This is a genomic window from Tenebrionibacter intestinalis, assembly GCF_016632365.1.
GTDB lineage: Bacteria > Pseudomonadota > Gammaproteobacteria > Enterobacterales > Enterobacteriaceae > Tenebrionibacter > Tenebrionibacter intestinalis.
This window is the reverse complement of the sequence record NZ_JAEPBH010000010.1, coordinates 21,008-36,983: the sequence shown is the minus strand read 5'-3', so window position 1 is coordinate 36,983 and position 15,976 is coordinate 21,008. Positions and strand designations below refer to the sequence as shown.

Sequence of the window (15,976 nt, the reverse complement as noted above, 5' to 3'; positions counted from 1 at the left end):
TGGGCAACAGGACGTGTTGGGATGGAAGGACATATTGCCTGCCAGCGTATCGCAGCGTCCACGCCGCTTGTCTTTCGGTATACCGTTTGCCCCGTCGTCAGGATAACCTTGTGACGATACACTTTTACTGACCCGAATGGCGTTATAACCATGATGTACTGCGCTGACCCTTGTCAGGGTGCGTTAGGTATCGTTAATTTCGCCTGTGCAGTTTCCGTCCCACTCTCCGCTGGGCTTACCGGGTACAATACCATTGACGATATGACGTAACTGATCGTTTTCGTGAAAGGGACGGACGCGAGCGTTTGCGATGCTGTGAATCCGTAAGCCGAATGCGCTTTGTTCCGGGGAGCGTTTCCAGCAAGCAGTATCGATTTTAATGCTGCTGATAAATATGGCGTCATCGTTTATGCGCTCTGGCAGAAGGCATCGCGACTTAACCCTGCGCGATGCCGAACCAGGAACCAGAAGCGCCAGATCGCCTGTATGTACATCCGCGTTTTGCGCCTGCGCCATTAGCGTTAGCGCAGGTTAAGCAGGCCAGATCCGGCAAATTGCGCTTTGCGGTGACTCATTGAGGGTATTGGTAAACCGGTTGCTGCTGGTAGCCACGGTTTTTGTCGTCAGATGTGCATCCGGCCATACGCGCATTGGGCTGAAAATACTCATATCCCGCGCATCAGTAAACGCACGGCTTCCCCATCAGTCACGTTTAGCGCAAAGAGTAAAACGGCTACCTGAAGCGGCAGCCGTTAGTTTAAAACAGGGGGGTTAATACATGACCTTGTGACCATACTGTTCCAGTATGCCTTTTACGCGCTCCATCGTTTCTTTCGGCGGGGGTTTTACGCCGTCAAGCTTGTACTCTTCACCCATCGCTACCCATTTATGCTTGCCCAGTTCGTGATAAGGCAGCAGTTCAATTTTCTCAACATTACCCATATCACGGGTAAATTCACCGAGGCGGTGCGCGGAGTCGTCATCGTCTGACCAGCCGGGTACGACCACATAGCGTATCCAGGTATTAATGCCTTTTTCGGCCAGATAACGGGCAAATTCCAGCGTACGATGGTTGGATACGCCAACCAGTAACTGATGTACGTCGTCATTCATTTGCTTGAGATCCAGCATCACCAGGTCGGTAACCTCCAGCAATTCATCGATGACCGGATCGTAACGGCGGACAAACCCATTGGTATCGAGGCAGGTGTGGATACCCTCTTTTTTACACGCGCGAAACCAGTCGCGTACAAATTCAGCCTGTAAGATTGCCTCACCGCCGGATGCGGTGACCCCGCCGCCGGAAGCATTCATAAAATGGCGATAGGTGACGACATCCTTCATCAGCTCTTCTACCGTGATTTCCTTGCCGCCGTGAGTATCCCAGGTATCGCGATTGTGGCAATACAGACAGCGCATCAGGCAGCCCTGAAAGAAGGTGATAAAGCGGATACCTGGCCCGTCTACGGTGCCGCAGGATTCGAATGAGTGGATGCGACCAATAGCTGCTGACATTGCGGTGATATCTCCAAATGTTGCCTCTGTGGGCTTGTGTATGCACAGCTTAATTTCCGCTGTGTCGAGTCTGTTTTGGCAGTTACCCAAAGTATACAGATAGCTGACAAAGCAGGCTGCCCGTTTGCGCGTTGCTCTGCGCTGATGCGCAGCGGCGACAGACGATATTAAAAAGGCCCCGAATGGGGCCTTTATTCTACGCTTTTTCAGCCAGAGCGTGAATTACATGGACTGGGTGAAAGTGCGGGTGATAACGTCCTGCTGCTGCTCTTTCGTCAGCGAGTTGAAGCGAACGGCGTAGCCGGAAACGCGAATGGTCAACTGCGGATATTTTTCCGGATGCTCCATTGCGTCAAGCAGCATTTCGCGGTTCATGACGTTTACGTTCAGGTGCTGGCCGCCTTCAATGCTGGCTTCGTGATGGAAGTAACCATCCATCAGGCCCGCAAGGTTGGTTTTACGCACTTCGTCGTCTTTACCCAGCGCGTTCGGCACGATAGAGAAGGTATAAGAGATACCATCTTTCGCGTAGGCGAACGGCAGTTTTGCAACGGAGGTCAGAGAGGCGACAGCGCCTTTCTGGTCACGGCCGTGCATCGGGTTAGCGCCAGGGCCGAACGGTGCGCCAGCGCGACGGCCATCCGGCGTGTTGCCGGTCTTCTTACCATAAACCACGTTAGAGGTAATAGTCAGAACGGACTGGGTCGGAATTGCGCCACGGTAGGTTTTCAGTTTCTGAATTTTCTTCATGAAACGTTCAACCAGATCAACGGCCATATCGTCAACGCGAGCGTCGTTATTACCGAACTGCGGGTATTCGCCTTCAATTTCGAAGTCGATAGCCAGACCGTCTTCGTCGCGAATCGGCTTCACTTTAGCGTATTTGATAGCAGACAGTGAGTCGGCCGCAACGGACAGGCCCGCGATGCCGCAAGCCATCGTACGAACGACGTCACGATCGTGCAGCGCCATCAGAGAGGCTTCATAGCTGTATTTGTCATGCATGTAGTGAATCACGTTCAGCGCGGTCACATACTGTTTGGCCAGCCAGTCCATGAAGTGATCCATACGATCCATCACTTCATCATAGTTCAGCACATCGCCTTTAATCGGTTCGGCTTTCGGACCAACCTGCATTTTCAGTTTTTCGTCCACGCCGCCGTTGATGGCGTACAGCATGGTTTTCGCCAGGTTTGCACGGGCGCCGAAGAACTGCATTTGCTTACCGACAACCATCGGGCTTACGCAGCAGGCGATAGCGTAGTCGTCGTTATTGAAGTCCGGGCGCATCAGATCATCATTCTCATACTGCAGAGACGATGTATCGATAGACACCTTCGCGGCGAATTTTTTAAAGCTCAGCGGCAGTTTTTCAGACCACAGAATAGTGATGTTCGGTTCCGGAGAAGGACCCATAGTGTACAGGGTGTTCAGGAAACGGAAGCTGTTTTTGGTGACCAGCGTACGGCCATCAAGGCCCATGCCGCCAACCGATTCTGTCGCCCAGATAGGATCGCCGGAGAACAGCTCATCATATTCCGGGGTACGCAGGAAGCGGACCATACGCAGTTTCATGACCAGGTGGTCAATCATTTCCTGGGCGTCCTGCTCGGTGATTTTGCCGGCTTTCAGGTCACGTTCGATATAGATATCCAGGAAGCTGGATACGCGGCCGAAGGACATCGCTGCGCCGTTTTGTGACTTAACGGCGGCCAGATAGCCGAAATATGTCCACTGCACGGCTTCCTGCGCGGTGGTGGCCGGGCCGGAGATATCATAGCCATATTTGGCCGCCATCTCTTTAATCTGGCCCAGCGCGCGATGCTGCTCAGCGATCTCTTCACGCAGGCGAATGGTGGATTCCAGATTAACGCCGTTTTCCAGATCGTTTTGCAGTGAATTGAACTGCGCGAACTTGTCCTTCATCAGGAAATCGATACCGTACAGCGCAACGCGGCGGTAGTCGCCAATGATACGTCCGCGGCCATACGCGTCCGGCAGGCCGGTCAGCACGCCGGATTTACGGCAGCGCAGGATGTCTGGCGTATAAACGTCAAACACGCCCTGGTTGTGGGTTTTACGGTACTCGGTGAAGATTTTTTTCAGTTGCGGATCCAGTTCGCGGTTGTACGCTTTGCAGGAACCTTCAACCATTTTGATGCCGCCAAACGGAATGATGGCGCGCTTGAGCGGCGCTTCCGTTTGCAGGCCGACAATTTTTTCCAGACGCTGATCGATGTAGCCTGCATCGTGGGAGGTGATGGTGGAAGCAACAGAAGTATCGAAGTCAACTGGCGCATGCGTGCGGTTTTCCAGTTTAACGCCTTCCATAACGCTATCCCACAGGCGGGTCGTTGCATCGGTAGCGCCGGCCAGGAAGGACTCGTCGCCTTCATATGGCGTATAGTTTTTCTGGATGAAGTCACGGACATTGACGCCATCCTGCCATTCGCCTTTTGTAAAACCGTCCCAGGCTGTGGCTAATTTTTCATTAAGCTCGGACATGTAACACCTACCTTCTAATGTGGAATTTCGATTTACTGGCAACGGTAACTTAGTGATTATCGCCATCGCGCAGGTAAATAACCCAGTATGTCAATCCGACCAGCAACCCGCCACCAATGATATTGCCGATAGTTACCGGAATCAGGTTAACGGTGATGAAGTTCATAACGGTCAGATGTGAAAAATCGTTCGCAGAGGCACCGATGGCGTGCCAGAAATCCGGCGTACTAAAATCGCGAATCACGATGCCCAGCGGAATCATAAACATGTTCGCAATGCTGTGCTCAAAACCGCTGGCGACGAACATTGCTACCGGCAGCACCATAATAAGCGCCTTGTCCATGAGGCTGTGGCCGGAATAACTCATCCATACTGCGAGACAGACCATCAGATTAGCCAGTATGCCGAGGCAAACGGCCTCAATAAAAGTATGATGCATTTTATGATCGGCGGTCTGTAGCACGTTAAGCCCCCAGCCGCCGTTGGCTGCCATATGCTGCCCTGAAAGCCAGATAAGCAGCACAAAAAGCAGCGCGCCTACCAGATTGCCAATATAAACATTCACCCAGTTTTTTAGCAGCGTTCCCCAGCTAATGTGACCGCTGGCTTTCGCGACGACAATCAGCACCGTGGAGGTAAACAGATCCGCGCCACAGATGACGCACAGAATCAAACCAAGGGAAAAGCAGATGCCGCCGATAAGTTTTGCGATACCGAAGGGGACGCCAGCCGTGCCGGTTGTGGCGGTAATATAGAAAACAAACGCAATAGAAATAAAAACGCCTGCGGTAATCGCCAGAAAAAACGTGGTTAGCGGTTGTTTCGTTGCCTTATAGACACCGGCTTGCTCGGCAACCTTCGCCATAGCGGGTGGCAGTAAAAGATCAAAAGGGTTGTCAGCTTTCACACTAACTCTCTCTTAATTAAATTCGGCGAAACGATACTAACAAAGCATTATAAATGAAAATTTGATGCAGATCATATTTCGCCAGGCTGAAGAGACTGAAAAATGTACGCATAATACACATTTCCAGCATAAGTATTTAATTTATTTAATAAAAATAAATTTTAAATTTTATGTTTCAAGTTGAAATTTAACGTTTGGCACCTCCATGTAAGGTTAAATATATTTATCATTTGACGATGGGGAACAACTTTTACCCAGGTAAGCCAAATAAAAAATAACTTACATTTAACGTGTTATTTACATTCTTTGTTTGTCGGCAAGAAAATAAAAACGGGGCAAAGAAGTTGCCCCGTAATATAGCAAAAATTAATATACCTCAAAGGGAGTAATTGAGGATATTACCTGGTTTTCCAAAATTTGGCCTTAGCGCGTTGTAACTTATCCCATGCCTCAAGCAGGGCCTGGTGAGCCGGGAAGGCCTGGAGATGGCTATCCACTGCCGCCAGCCCCCAAAATGGCGCTTCGCCACTGATAGCGGCGCTGGCGGCATCAACCGTTTGCGCGCCGAACATACGGATAAACGCGTGGCGATATTGCTGCGGATCGCGGTCAACTTCCTGTGCAAGCAGCAGCAGCGTATGCAGGCAACGGTAGAAGCGGGCGCGCGCCTCGCTAAAGACAGAGGCGTTAAACTCCATCGTCCATTCTGTCCAGATAAGCGCCTGCTCACGATCGCCGCCGGCAAGCGCCAGCAGGGCCTTAAGCTCGCCAATTCGCAGCGTGTACCAGCCGTTGTCTTTTCCGGTGGCCAGGCCCAGTAATTCGCGCACGCGGGTGAAGTCGTCCAGCCCTTCGTCGTCAAACCGCTCAATCAGACGTAAATAGGCCTGTGGTTCCCATTTGCTGTCTGGCAGGCTGAGGATAGTTTCACGCAGAGGGTTGCCCATATTGTTGTTAGCCAACCACAAATCTTCCGCCGGATAAATGTCGGACATGCCGGGCACCAGAATACGGCAGGCATAAACGCCAAGGTGTTCGTAGTCGGCGATGTAGACTTCCTTATCTTCTTTGGCGAAGATAGCCATCAGCGTGGCGAATTCCTGTTCCGTGGTGCCTGAAAAATCCCAGTCCACGAAAGGATAATCGGCATCCTGCCTGAACATATCCCAGGATATCAGGCCGCTGGAGTCAATAAAGTGGGTTTCCAGATTCGCATGCTCGGCGACTTCTTCATCATCAAAGGTGGGGGATGTAAACACGTCCAGATCTTTCAGGCTACGGCCCTGCAGCAGCTCTGTGACCGTGCGCTCCAGCGCTACGCCAAAGTCTGGATGAGCGCCAAAAGAAGCAAAGCAGGTGCTGTTTTGTGGATTAAACAACACCACGCAGATAACCGGATACGTCCCGCCAAGCGAGCCGTCATAGGCAAAAATCGGGAAACCTTCCGCTTCCAGTTTTTCAACAGACGCCACCACGCCCGGATAGCGCGCCATGACCTCGGGCGGGATTGTCGGCAGGCTGATGCTTTCGGCGATAATGCGGTTTTTAATATGGCGTTCGAATACTTCCGATAGACCCTGGACCCGTGCTTCATTGGCGGTGTTGCCTGCGGCCATTCCGTTAGAAACGTACAGGTTGCCGACGATATTCATCGGAATATAGACCTTTTGCTGGTCTGACTGGCGGGTAAACGGCAGGGCGCAGATGCCGCGCGCGCTGTTGCCGGTTTGCAGATCGACCAGCATAGATGCCGTTAAGGCATTGTCCGGGTCGTAAAACGCGCGCAGGCGGTCGTCGAGGATACCTGCCGGCAGGCTGTCGTCTTCCGGCAGTGGGAACCAGCGCTCGTTGGGGTAATGTACAAATGGCGCGCTGGCCCGCTGCTCGCCTAACCAGAAATCGGCAAAAAAATAGTTGGTGGAAAGGCGTTCAAAATATTCGCCCAGCGCTGAGGCGAGCGCGGCTTTTTTTGTGGCGCCTTTGCCGTTGGTAAAGCACAGCGCGCACGCTTTATCGCGAATATGTACTGACCAGACGTTGGGCACCGGATTGAGCCAGGAGGCTTCTTCTATATGAAATCCGAGAGAGGCTAACTGCTGCTGAAAGCGTGCGATAGAATCTTCCAGCGCGGCATCTTTGCCGGGAATGAATGTTTGAGTCATAACCTGTCCACTTATTGGCGTACGCGAAGCGCGCAATGATACGGATTTTATGATATCCACGCCATCTTCAGCCGCCACAGCGGTAAATAAACTTCCGCTATGCTGACAGGTAAAGCGCAGGCCTGGAGTGAGCAATGAAACCTTTCGATACGCACGGTATGGCCTTTGAGCCACTCTCCGTTGATTTTCTGCCTGAAGTGGCGTTGCGTTTACAGCGCCTTACTGGCTTTTATTTTCCTGAAGATTACGCGGCGACGCGTCGTGCGCCGGCTTTCGCTTTTTGAAGTCATTATGATCCTGACGGCTGTGTCATGCCAGCCGGGCGCTACGCGTTACCTGACCGCGAATAATTCTGTGTTATGCGTTTTTTCTGGAGTGATATTCGGCATGCGCGGATGCGCAACCGGGTTCCCCCGGGTATTACCCGTTGCAGGCGCCCGCGGCGAATGATAAAACCGATATCTACAGAAAAAATAAATCGCTTTGATACGTGGTGAGGGAAATGACTCAGGTCTACAACTTTAGCTCGGGGCCGGCAATGCTTCCGGCAGATGTACTCAAACTGGCACAGCAGGAGCTTCGCGACTGGCACGGGCTGGGAACCTCCGTAATGGAAATTAGCCACCGCGGCAAAGCGTTTATTCAGGTCGCAGAAGACGCTGAGCGCGATTTGCGCGATTTGATGCATATTCCTGCAAATTACCGCGTATTATTCTGCCACGGCGGCGGACGCGGCCAGTTTGCGGCGCTGCCGCTCAACCTGCTGGGCGATAAAACAACTGCCGATTATGTTGACGGCGGCTACTGGGCGGCCAGCGCGATAAAAGAAGCTAAAAAGTACCTCACCCCGAACGTTATCGATCCTAAAATCATCGTCGACGGCAAGCGCGCCCTGAAGCCTATGCGCGACTGGCAGCTTTCCGATGAGGCGGCGTTTGTTCACTATTGTCCGAATGAAACCATTGACGGCATCGCTATTGATGAGATGCCGGATTTTGGTTCCGATACCGTAGTGGCTGCCGATTTTTCTTCAACCATTCTTTCAAGCCCTGTTGACGTCAGCCGCTTTGGCGTTATCTATGCCGGCGCGCAGAAAAATATTGGTCCGGCGGGGCTGACGCTGGTTATCGTGCGTGATGACCTGCTCGGCAAGGCTAGCGTCGCCTGCCCGTCGATACTTGATTACACCGTATTAAATGATAATGACTCCATGTTCAATACGCCGCCGACCTTTGCCTGGTATCTGGCGGGGCTGGTCTTTAAGTGGCTTAAGCAGAACGGCGGCGTTGCCGCGATAGACAAGATAAACCAGCAAAAAGCCGATCTGCTCTACGGCACTATTGACCGCAGCGACTTCTATCGCAACGATGTCGCAACGGCTAACCGCTCGCGCATGAACGTGCCTTTTCAACTGGCGGATAGTCGGCTTGACGATCTTTTCCTTGAGGCGTCTTTTGCCGCAGGCCTGCACGCGCTTAAAGGACACCGTGCGGTAGGCGGTATGCGGGCTTCTATCTATAACGCGATGCCGCTGGCGGGCGTCCAGGCGTTGACTGACTTTATGGTTGATTTTGAACGCCGTCACGGTTAAGTCTTGTTTTTCTTCTCGCGCCGTAAGGCGCGGGTGTTCCCCGTTTTAGCGAGAGTTTTTGTTACATGCAGGCATCCCTGACTATTCAGCCCATCGCCCGTGTTGACGGCGTTATCCACCTTCCCGGTTCAAAAAGTGTTTCCAACCGTGCGCTGCTGCTGGCGGCGCTTGCTCACGGCACGACTGTGTTGACGAACCTGCTCGACAGCGATGACGTGCGCCATATGCTTAATGCGCTGCAGGCGCTGGGCGTAAACTATGCGCTTTCTGCCGATCGCACCCGCTGCGAAGTGACCGGCGTTGGCGGCCCTCTGCGCGCCAGCGGCGAGCTGTCGCTGTTCCTCGGCAATGCCGGTACGGCCATGCGCCCGCTGGCGGCCGCGCTGTGCCTTGGCCATAACGATATCGTACTGACCGGCGAGCCGCGTATGAAAGAGCGTCCAATCGGCCATTTAGTGGATGCGTTGCGCCAGGGCGGCGCGCAGATTGATTATCTGGAACAACAGCACTATCCGCCGTTGCGTCTGCGCGGCGGCTTTAGCGGCGGTAATCTGGAGGTAGACGGCAGCGTATCAAGCCAGTTTCTCACCGCATTGCTGATGACCGCGCCGCTGGCGATGCAGGACACCGTTATCGCTATTAAAGGTGAGCTGGTGTCAAAACCCTATATTGATATCACGCTGCATCTGATGAAAACCTTTGGCGTTGAAGTGGAAAACCAGCGCTATCAGCGCTTTGTGGTGCGCGGCAAACAGCAGTATCGCTCGCCTGGGGAGTATCTGGTGGAAGGGGATGCGTCTTCTGCCTCTTATTTTCTTGCGGCGGCGGCGATTAAAGGCGGTACGGTAACAGTAACAGGTATTGGCCGTAACAGCGTGCAGGGCGATATCCGCTTTGCCGATGTATTGGAAAAAATGGGGGCGACCGTAACCTGGGGCGAAGATTTTATCGCCTGTACGCGCGGCGAGCTTAATGCCATTGATATGGATATGAACCACATCCCGGATGCGGCGATGACCATCGCTACCACGGCATTGTTTGCCGCCGGTACGACGACGCTTCGCAATATCTATAACTGGCGTGTAAAAGAAACCGATCGCCTGTTTGCTATGGCAACCGAATTACGCAAAGTTGGGGCTGAGGTGGAAGAAGGGCGCGACTATATCCGTGTGACGCCGCCGGCGCGCCTGTTGCATGCGCAAATCGGCACCTGGAACGATCACCGTATGGCGATGTGCTTTTCGCTGGTAGCGCTGTCCGATACGCCGGTGACTATTCTCGATCCGAAATGCACCGCAAAAACCTTCCCCGATTACTTTGAGCAACTGGCGCGTATTTCGACGCCGGCCTGAGGCTTCACCGACGCCTGAATGCAGGCGTCGGCCTTGCGCGCGGCTTCGTTACTTCCCCCGTTAGCCTGCGTTTATCTCCTGCACGCAAGCCGGCGAAATGGATATTTTTGTTGAAAAGTAACGTTTGTTGACGCTGGGGGCGTATAATGCGCGGCATTTATGGCAGCCCTTTATGTGAATGGCTTGCCGGAAGGTACAGAGGAGAAGACGATGACAACAGCCCCCGTTCCGGTAATTACTGTTGACGGCCCCGGCGGCGCAGGCAAAGGCACGCTGTGTAAAGCGCTTGCCGACGCGCTCCAGTGGCATCTGCTGGATTCCGGCGCGATTTACCGCGTGTTGGCGCTGGCCGCGCTGCATCATCAGGTCGATCTTGAGGCAGAAGAGGCGCTGGCGCCGCTTGCTGCCCATCTTGACGTACGTTTTGCGGCCCATGAAAAGGAGCTGAAGGTCATCCTTGAAGGCGAAGACGTAAGCGGTGAAATCCGTACGCAGGATGTGGCAAACGCGGCATCCCGGGTTGCCGCGTTTGCGCGCGTGCGTGAGGCGCTGCTGCGCCGTCAGCGTAATTTCCGTGAAGCGCCAGGGCTTATTGCCGATGGCCGCGACATGGGGACGGTGGTGTTTCCCGATGCGCCGGTAAAAATCTTTCTTGACGCTTCACCGGAAGAGCGCGCGCGCCGTCGTATGCTACAGTTGCAGGAAAAGGGTATAAATGTTAACTTTGGGCACCTTTTGGCCGAGATTAAAGAGCGTGACGATCGCGATCGTAATCGGCCGGTAGCGCCGTTGGCGCCTGCGCAGGATGCCCTGGTGCTGGATTCAACCAGCATGAGTATTGAGCAGGTCATTGAAAAGGCGCTACACTACGCACGCGAAAGGCTGGCGCTCGCCTGATTATTGTATTTGCGGGCCCGAGGGAACAATTAACCCTCGGGCTTCATTTATTAGGAGTACCTGCTGCAATGGATTGTAAGCAGGCATGTGAAACAACCCCATCCGACATGATGTCAGGTGGACGTTAAATTGAAGAATCCTGAAGATTATCAATATGACTGAATCTTTTGCTCAACTCTTTGAAGAGTCCCTGAAAGAAATCGAAACCCGCCCGGGTTCCATTGTTCGCGGTGTTGTTGTTGCTATCGATAAAGATGTTGTACTGGTTGACGCCGGTCTGAAATCTGAATCCGCCATTCCGGCTGAGCAGTTCAAAAACGCCCAGGGCGAACTGGAAATTCAGGTAGGCGACGAAGTTGACGTTGCTCTGGATGCCGTAGAAGACGGCTTCGGCGAAACCTTGCTGTCCCGTGAAAAAGCGAAACGTCACGAAGCGTGGATCACGCTGGAAAAAGCTTATGAGGACGCTGAAACGGTTACTGGCGTTATCAACGGCAAAGTCAAGGGCGGCTTCACTGTTGAGCTGAACGGTATTCGCGCGTTCCTGCCAGGCTCTCTGGTAGACGTGCGTCCGGTTCGCGATACTCTGCACCTGGAAGGCAAAGAGCTGGAATTTAAAGTAATCAAGCTCGACCAGAAGCGTAACAACGTTGTTGTTTCCCGCCGTGCTGTTATCGAATCTGAAAACAGCGCAGAGCGCGATCAGCTGCTGGAAAACCTGCAGGAAGGCATGGAAGTTAAAGGTATCGTTAAGAACCTCACTGACTACGGCGCCTTCGTGGATCTGGGCGGCGTAGACGGCCTGCTGCACATCACCGATATGGCCTGGAAGCGCGTTAAGCATCCGAGCGAAATCGTGAACGTTGGCGACGAAATCACCGTTAAGGTGCTGAAATTCGATCGCGAGCGCACCCGCGTTTCTCTGGGTCTGAAGCAGCTTGGCGAAGATCCGTGGGTCGCTATCGCTAAGCGCTACCCGGAAGGCACGCGTCTGACTGGCCGTGTGACCAACCTGACCGACTACGGCTGCTTCGTTGAAATCGAAGAAGGCGTTGAAGGCCTGGTGCACGTTTCCGAAATGGACTGGACCAACAAAAACATCCACCCGTCTAAAGTGGTTAACGTGGGCGATGTAGTGGAAGTGATGGTTCTGGATATCGACGAAGAACGTCGCCGTATCTCTCTGGGCCTGAAGCAGTGCAAAAACAACCCGTGGCAGCAGTTTGCTGAAACCCACAACAAAGGCGATCGCGTTGAAGGTAAAATCAAGTCTATTACTGACTTTGGTATCTTCATCGGCCTGGACGGCGGCATCGACGGTCTGGTTCACCTGTCCGACATCTCCTGGAACGTGGCTGGTGAAGAAGCCGTTCGCGAATACAAAAAAGGCGATGAAATCGCGGCAGTTGTTCTGCAGGTTGACGCAGAGCGCGAGCGTATTTCCCTGGGCGTTAAGCAACTGGCGGAAGATCCGTTCAACAACTGGGTGGCGCTGAATAAGAAAGGCGCTATTGTGACGGGTAAAGTCACTGCAGTTGACGCGAAAGGTGCTACAGTTGAATTAGCTGACGGCGTTGAGGGCTACCTGCGCGCTTCTGAAGCTTCTCGCGATCGCGTTGAAGACGCGACCCAGGTGCTGAGCGTTGGCGACGACGTTGAAGCTAAGTTCACTGGCGTCGATCGCAAAAACCGTGCAATCAGCCTGTCCGTTCGTGCGAAAGATGAAGCTGACGAGAAAGACGCTATCGCTTCCGTGAACAACAAGCAGGAAGAAGGCAACTTCTCCAACGCTATGGCTGAAGCATTTAAAGCGGCTAAAGGCGAGTAATCTCGGCCTGGCGCACTTCGAAGGGCGGCTTCGGCCGCCCTTGTTCGATAGATGCAAGCATATTGCCTGAATGGAAAATGGAGGATACATGACCAAGTCAGAATTGATAGAAAGACTTGCCAGCCAGCACTCTCATATCCCTGCCCGGACAGTTGAGGATGCGGTAAAAGAAATGCTGGAGCATATGGCCTCTACGCTTGCCGAGGGCGAGCGCATTGAAATCAGGGGATTTGGCAGTTTCTCCTTACACTATCGCGCGCCGCGCGTCGGCCGTAACCCGAAGACCGGTGATAAAGTTGAACTGGAAGGCAAATACGTTCCCCACTTTAAACCGGGTAAAGAGTTGCGCGACCGTGCCAATATTTATGCCTGAGCCGCGGGTTTGGGCAACAAAATCGCCAGTGGGCGCTTTGAGGCCGTTGTTAAACCCCGGGTTAAACTCTCCTGGCCCAAAACGTCGGGAAGGCACATCAGAAAAATCGATGCGTTGATTTTCATCTGATAAATACAAAGAAGGCAAAGGCTATGCTTTGTCCGCTTTGTCATTAATCTGAAGCGCCTGTCTGGCGCTTTTTTACTGCCGGTAAAATACGTTAAAACCCTGTAACCGGACCAGTCCAGGAAAGACCCACGCTGGCGCGGCGCCATTTATTTATAACGCGCTGATGAACTTAACGGGCGCCGCGCTTTGCCTGCTGCCAGGATCATGCTGTCTGCCATAAAACGCAGCCCGCCAAATCTGAACTAATAGCGCTTATCTCCCTTCTGTTCTTCTTTCGTCTGCCGGCTTCTGTTTTCTGTAACCGGCTCTCAAATGCTTTGCCTGACGCTGTAAACGCAACGCTTTTTCCGCAAGCCAGCGCGAGGAAGCGCCTTTATGGTGCTGTTATTACCGGTTGCTTAACGCAGACTGGCGGAAACAGGGAGGTGACATGGTTTCGTTAACAGGGCTGTGTTTGTGCGTCATTGTGGGCATAGCGCCGCTAATGTGGCTGGCTGAGATCCCTTCTCTTGAGGCGATATCAGGGCTAATGGGTATTGCGGCGCTGGTTTCCGTGCCCGCTAAACGCACATGGCGCTATGGCGCGCTCGTATTATGGATGCTGTGCTGGGGGCTGCTGGCGGCCAGGCAAGCGCTGTGGCCGGTGGAGGCGTTGGCGGATCATACGCTGGATACGGAAGTTATTATTACCGGCGCAACAAATGAGAAAGTGAATGCGTTACGTATAACCCGCATCGGTAAACGGTGGTTATTTCCTGCGCCCGGCGTGCGCGTTTATGACGCTGCGCTTTCACAACCGGCGTGTTCCGGGCAGCGTTGGCATATGAGGCTGCGCTTGCGCCCGGTACATGGCAAATTAAATGCTGGCGGATTCGATGCACAGCGTTATGCGCTGGCTATGGGCGTTACGTTACGTGCTCGCATACTCAGCGCCGCTCCTATTGCGACACAGTGCGATTTACGCAGCCGTTTTATCCAGCGTTTTACACGCCAGAGTCGGATGCTTGCCTGGCAGGAGGTGCTGCTGGCGCTGGGTTTTGGCGAGCGGGCGGGGCTTAGCCAACATGATCGGGATCTGCTGCGAGCCACCGGCACGGCGCATCTGATGGCGATTTCCGGGTTGCATATTGGGCTGTCCGGCACATTAGGTTGGGGGCTGATGCGCCTGTTGCAGCTTCTGTTTCCTGCGCGTCTTATTGGCTGGCGTTTACCTTTGTGGGGCGGGCTGCTGGCGGCGGGGGCGTACACCTGGCTTGCCGGCGCGCAGCCGCCGGCGGTACGTACATTTCTTTCCATGCTGGTTTGCGGCGCTCTGCGCCTGAGCGGGATACGTACAAGCGGCTGGCGGCTATGGCTTATTTGCGTAGCGGTCATGATTTTTGCCGAGCCGCTGGCGCTGTTGTCCGACAGCTTTTTGTTGTCGGTATCCGCCGTCGCGGGATTGCTGTTTTGGTATCAATGGCTGCCGCTTGCCAGTAAACCGTGGCCTGCGTTTGCCCGTCACGTGCTGTCGCTGGCGCATCTTCAGGCAGGCATGATGTTTCTTTTGCTCCCCATGCAACTGGCGATTTTTCACGGCGTCAGCTTGAGCAACTGGCCTGCCAACCTGGTGGCGGTGCCGGCGGTGACGTTTATCACGGTGCCGCTTATTTTGTTGGCGATGCTGCTAACGGGGTTTTCGCAGACAGCCGGCTTATTGTTAACGCTGGCTGACAGGTCGCTTGATGCGGTTTTTGCGTATCTGAGATGGCTGCCGGATGGCTGGCTGGCGCTGGATGAGCGTTATTTGTGGCTAAGTTTTGCCCCCTGGCCGGCGCTGATTTTATGGCGATTTCGCAGCGGGCTGGCGTGGAGCGGCGTTGCGCTGGCGACGGTTGCGGCTTTACTGCATCCATTCTGGCGTGAGAAAAATTCGCAAGGCTGGGCGCTGCACGTACTGGATATCGGTCACGGCCTGGCGGTAGTGGTGGAACGCCGCCAGCAGGCCATGCTTTATGATAGCGGGAACGCCTGGCAGGGCGGCGACAGCGGCCAGCAGACTATCGCCCCGTGGCTGCGCTGGCATCGGCTTACGCCGCAGGGGCTGATACTCAGCCACGAGCATCTTGACCACAGCGGGGGCGTAGCAAGTTTGCTCGCCGCCTGGCCGCATATGCTTTTCATGCGTACCGGGGAGGAGGCAGGTCATTACCCTTGCTGGCAGGGAATGCGCTGGCGCTGGCAGGGGTTGACGTTTACCGTCCACTGGCCGCCACGCGGGCGGCAAGGAAGCGGTAATAACCACTCCTGTGTGGTAAAAATTGACGATGGACGCCATAGCGTTTTGTTAACCGGCGATATTGAAGCGGCGGCAGAGCTGGAAATGGTGCGTAGCGAGCGTGAACGACTACGGGCTGATGTATTACAGGTGCCGCACCACGGTAGCCGAACCTCATCGTCGCCGCTGTTATTAAGTCAGGTGTCGCCTGCGATTGCCGTTGCCTCGGTGGCGCGTTATAGCGCCTGGCGGCTGCCGTCCGCCGTGGTGTTGCGACGCTACCGGGAGCGCCGCATTGTATGGTATGACACGGCGCGTCATGGGCAGATAACGCTGCGATTCGGCGCCGGGCAACCTCAGGTTTTGAGCTTCAGAGAACATATTTCTCCGCGCTGGTATCATCAGTGGTTTGGCGTCACTCCTGTTAACAGGTAGAATATGCGGCTATTTCATCTATAGC

At 54.0% G+C, this 15,976-nt stretch carries 12 protein-coding genes; 7 read left to right on the top strand and 5 right to left on the bottom strand.

Annotated elements, in window-relative coordinates; genetic code table 11:
* Positions 1-183 precede the first annotated feature (183 nt).
* From JJB97_RS18840 to ycaO, 5 genes are all read right to left on the bottom strand, one after another.
* Positions 184-516, bottom strand: a complete 333-nt coding sequence (locus tag JJB97_RS18840) for a PA3715 family protein (RefSeq protein ID WP_451923532.1) — start codon at positions 514-516, stop codon at positions 184-186.
* A 255-nt stretch (positions 517-771) separates the two neighbouring features.
* A complete protein-coding gene (gene pflA / locus JJB97_RS05340; protein WP_238712997.1) occupies positions 772-1,515 on the bottom strand; it encodes a pyruvate formate lyase 1-activating protein in 744 nt (247 codons plus the stop codon).
* A 222-nt stretch (positions 1,516-1,737) separates the two neighbouring features.
* Positions 1,738-4,020, bottom strand: a complete 2,283-nt coding sequence (gene pflB / locus JJB97_RS05335) for a formate C-acetyltransferase (protein WP_238712996.1) — start codon at positions 4,018-4,020, stop codon at positions 1,738-1,740.
* A gap of 49 nt (positions 4,021-4,069) precedes the next feature.
* Entirely contained in the window at positions 4,070-4,927 is an 858-nt protein-coding gene (gene focA, locus JJB97_RS05330; RefSeq protein ID WP_238712995.1) for a formate transporter FocA, read from the bottom strand.
* Positions 4,928-5,325: 398 nt separating this feature from the next.
* Complete coding sequence (gene ycaO / locus JJB97_RS05325) at positions 5,326-7,089, bottom strand: 30S ribosomal protein S12 methylthiotransferase accessory factor YcaO (protein WP_238712994.1); 1,764 nt, start codon at positions 7,087-7,089, stop codon at positions 5,326-5,328.
* 134 nt (positions 7,090-7,223) lie between these two features.
* Here ycaO and JJB97_RS05320 point away from each other — a divergent pair, with 134 nt between their 5' ends.
* The 7 genes from JJB97_RS05320 (at position 7,224) to JJB97_RS05290 (ending at position 15,951) form a co-directional block, all read left to right on the top strand.
* Positions 7,224-7,373, top strand: a complete 150-nt coding sequence (locus JJB97_RS05320; RefSeq protein ID WP_399198118.1) for a hypothetical protein — start codon at positions 7,224-7,226, stop codon at positions 7,371-7,373.
* 218 nt (positions 7,374-7,591) lie between these two features.
* Entirely contained in the window at positions 7,592-8,680 is a 1,089-nt protein-coding gene (serC, locus tag JJB97_RS05315; RefSeq protein WP_238712993.1) for a 3-phosphoserine/phosphohydroxythreonine transaminase, read from the top strand.
* A gap of 65 nt (positions 8,681-8,745) precedes the next feature.
* Complete coding sequence (gene aroA / locus JJB97_RS05310; RefSeq protein ID WP_238712992.1) at positions 8,746-10,032, top strand: 3-phosphoshikimate 1-carboxyvinyltransferase; 1,287 nt, start codon at positions 8,746-8,748, stop codon at positions 10,030-10,032.
* A 210-nt stretch (positions 10,033-10,242) separates the two neighbouring features.
* Positions 10,243-10,929, top strand: coding sequence for a (d)CMP kinase (gene cmk, locus JJB97_RS05305; RefSeq protein WP_238712991.1), 687 nt, complete (start codon positions 10,243-10,245; stop codon positions 10,927-10,929).
* Positions 10,930-11,083: 154 nt separating this feature from the next.
* A complete protein-coding gene (rpsA, locus tag JJB97_RS05300; RefSeq protein ID WP_238712990.1) occupies positions 11,084-12,757 on the top strand; it encodes a 30S ribosomal protein S1 in 1,674 nt (557 codons plus the stop codon).
* Between the two features lie 88 nt (positions 12,758-12,845).
* Positions 12,846-13,130, top strand: coding sequence for an integration host factor subunit beta (gene ihfB / locus JJB97_RS05295; RefSeq protein ID WP_238712989.1), 285 nt, complete (start codon positions 12,846-12,848; stop codon positions 13,128-13,130).
* Between the two features lie 559 nt (positions 13,131-13,689).
* Positions 13,690-15,951 carry a DNA internalization-related competence protein ComEC/Rec2 gene (locus tag JJB97_RS05290; protein WP_238712988.1) on the top strand — a complete coding sequence of 754 codons (2,262 nt, stop codon included), beginning with the start codon at positions 13,690-13,692 and terminating at the stop codon, positions 15,949-15,951.
* Positions 15,952-15,976 lie beyond the last annotated feature (25 nt).

Bases quoted from the DNA above. Each gene is read 5' to 3' on its own strand.
- JJB97_RS18840 (WP_451923532.1), bottom strand. From the start codon at position 516: ATGGCGCAGGCGCAAAACGCGGATGTACATACAGGCGATCTGGCGCTT.
- aroA (WP_238712992.1), top strand. From the start codon at position 8,746: ATGCAGGCATCCCTGACTATTCAGCCCATCGCCCGTGTTGACGGCGTT.
- JJB97_RS05290 (WP_238712988.1), top strand. From the start codon at position 13,690: ATGGTTTCGTTAACAGGGCTGTGTTTGTGCGTCATTGTGGGCATAGCG.
- cmk (WP_238712991.1), top strand. From the start codon at position 10,243: ATGACAACAGCCCCCGTTCCGGTAATTACTGTTGACGGCCCCGGCGGC.
- rpsA (WP_238712990.1), top strand. From the start codon at position 11,084: ATGACTGAATCTTTTGCTCAACTCTTTGAAGAGTCCCTGAAAGAAATC.
- pflB (WP_238712996.1), bottom strand. From the start codon at position 4,020: ATGTCCGAGCTTAATGAAAAATTAGCCACAGCCTGGGACGGTTTTACA.
- ihfB (WP_238712989.1), top strand. From the start codon at position 12,846: ATGACCAAGTCAGAATTGATAGAAAGACTTGCCAGCCAGCACTCTCAT.
- ycaO (WP_238712994.1), bottom strand. From the start codon at position 7,089: ATGACTCAAACATTCATTCCCGGCAAAGATGCCGCGCTGGAAGATTCT.
- serC (WP_238712993.1), top strand. From the start codon at position 7,592: ATGACTCAGGTCTACAACTTTAGCTCGGGGCCGGCAATGCTTCCGGCA.
- JJB97_RS05320 (WP_399198118.1), top strand. From the start codon at position 7,224: ATGAAACCTTTCGATACGCACGGTATGGCCTTTGAGCCACTCTCCGTT.
- pflA (WP_238712997.1), bottom strand. From the start codon at position 1,515: ATGTCAGCAGCTATTGGTCGCATCCACTCATTCGAATCCTGCGGCACC.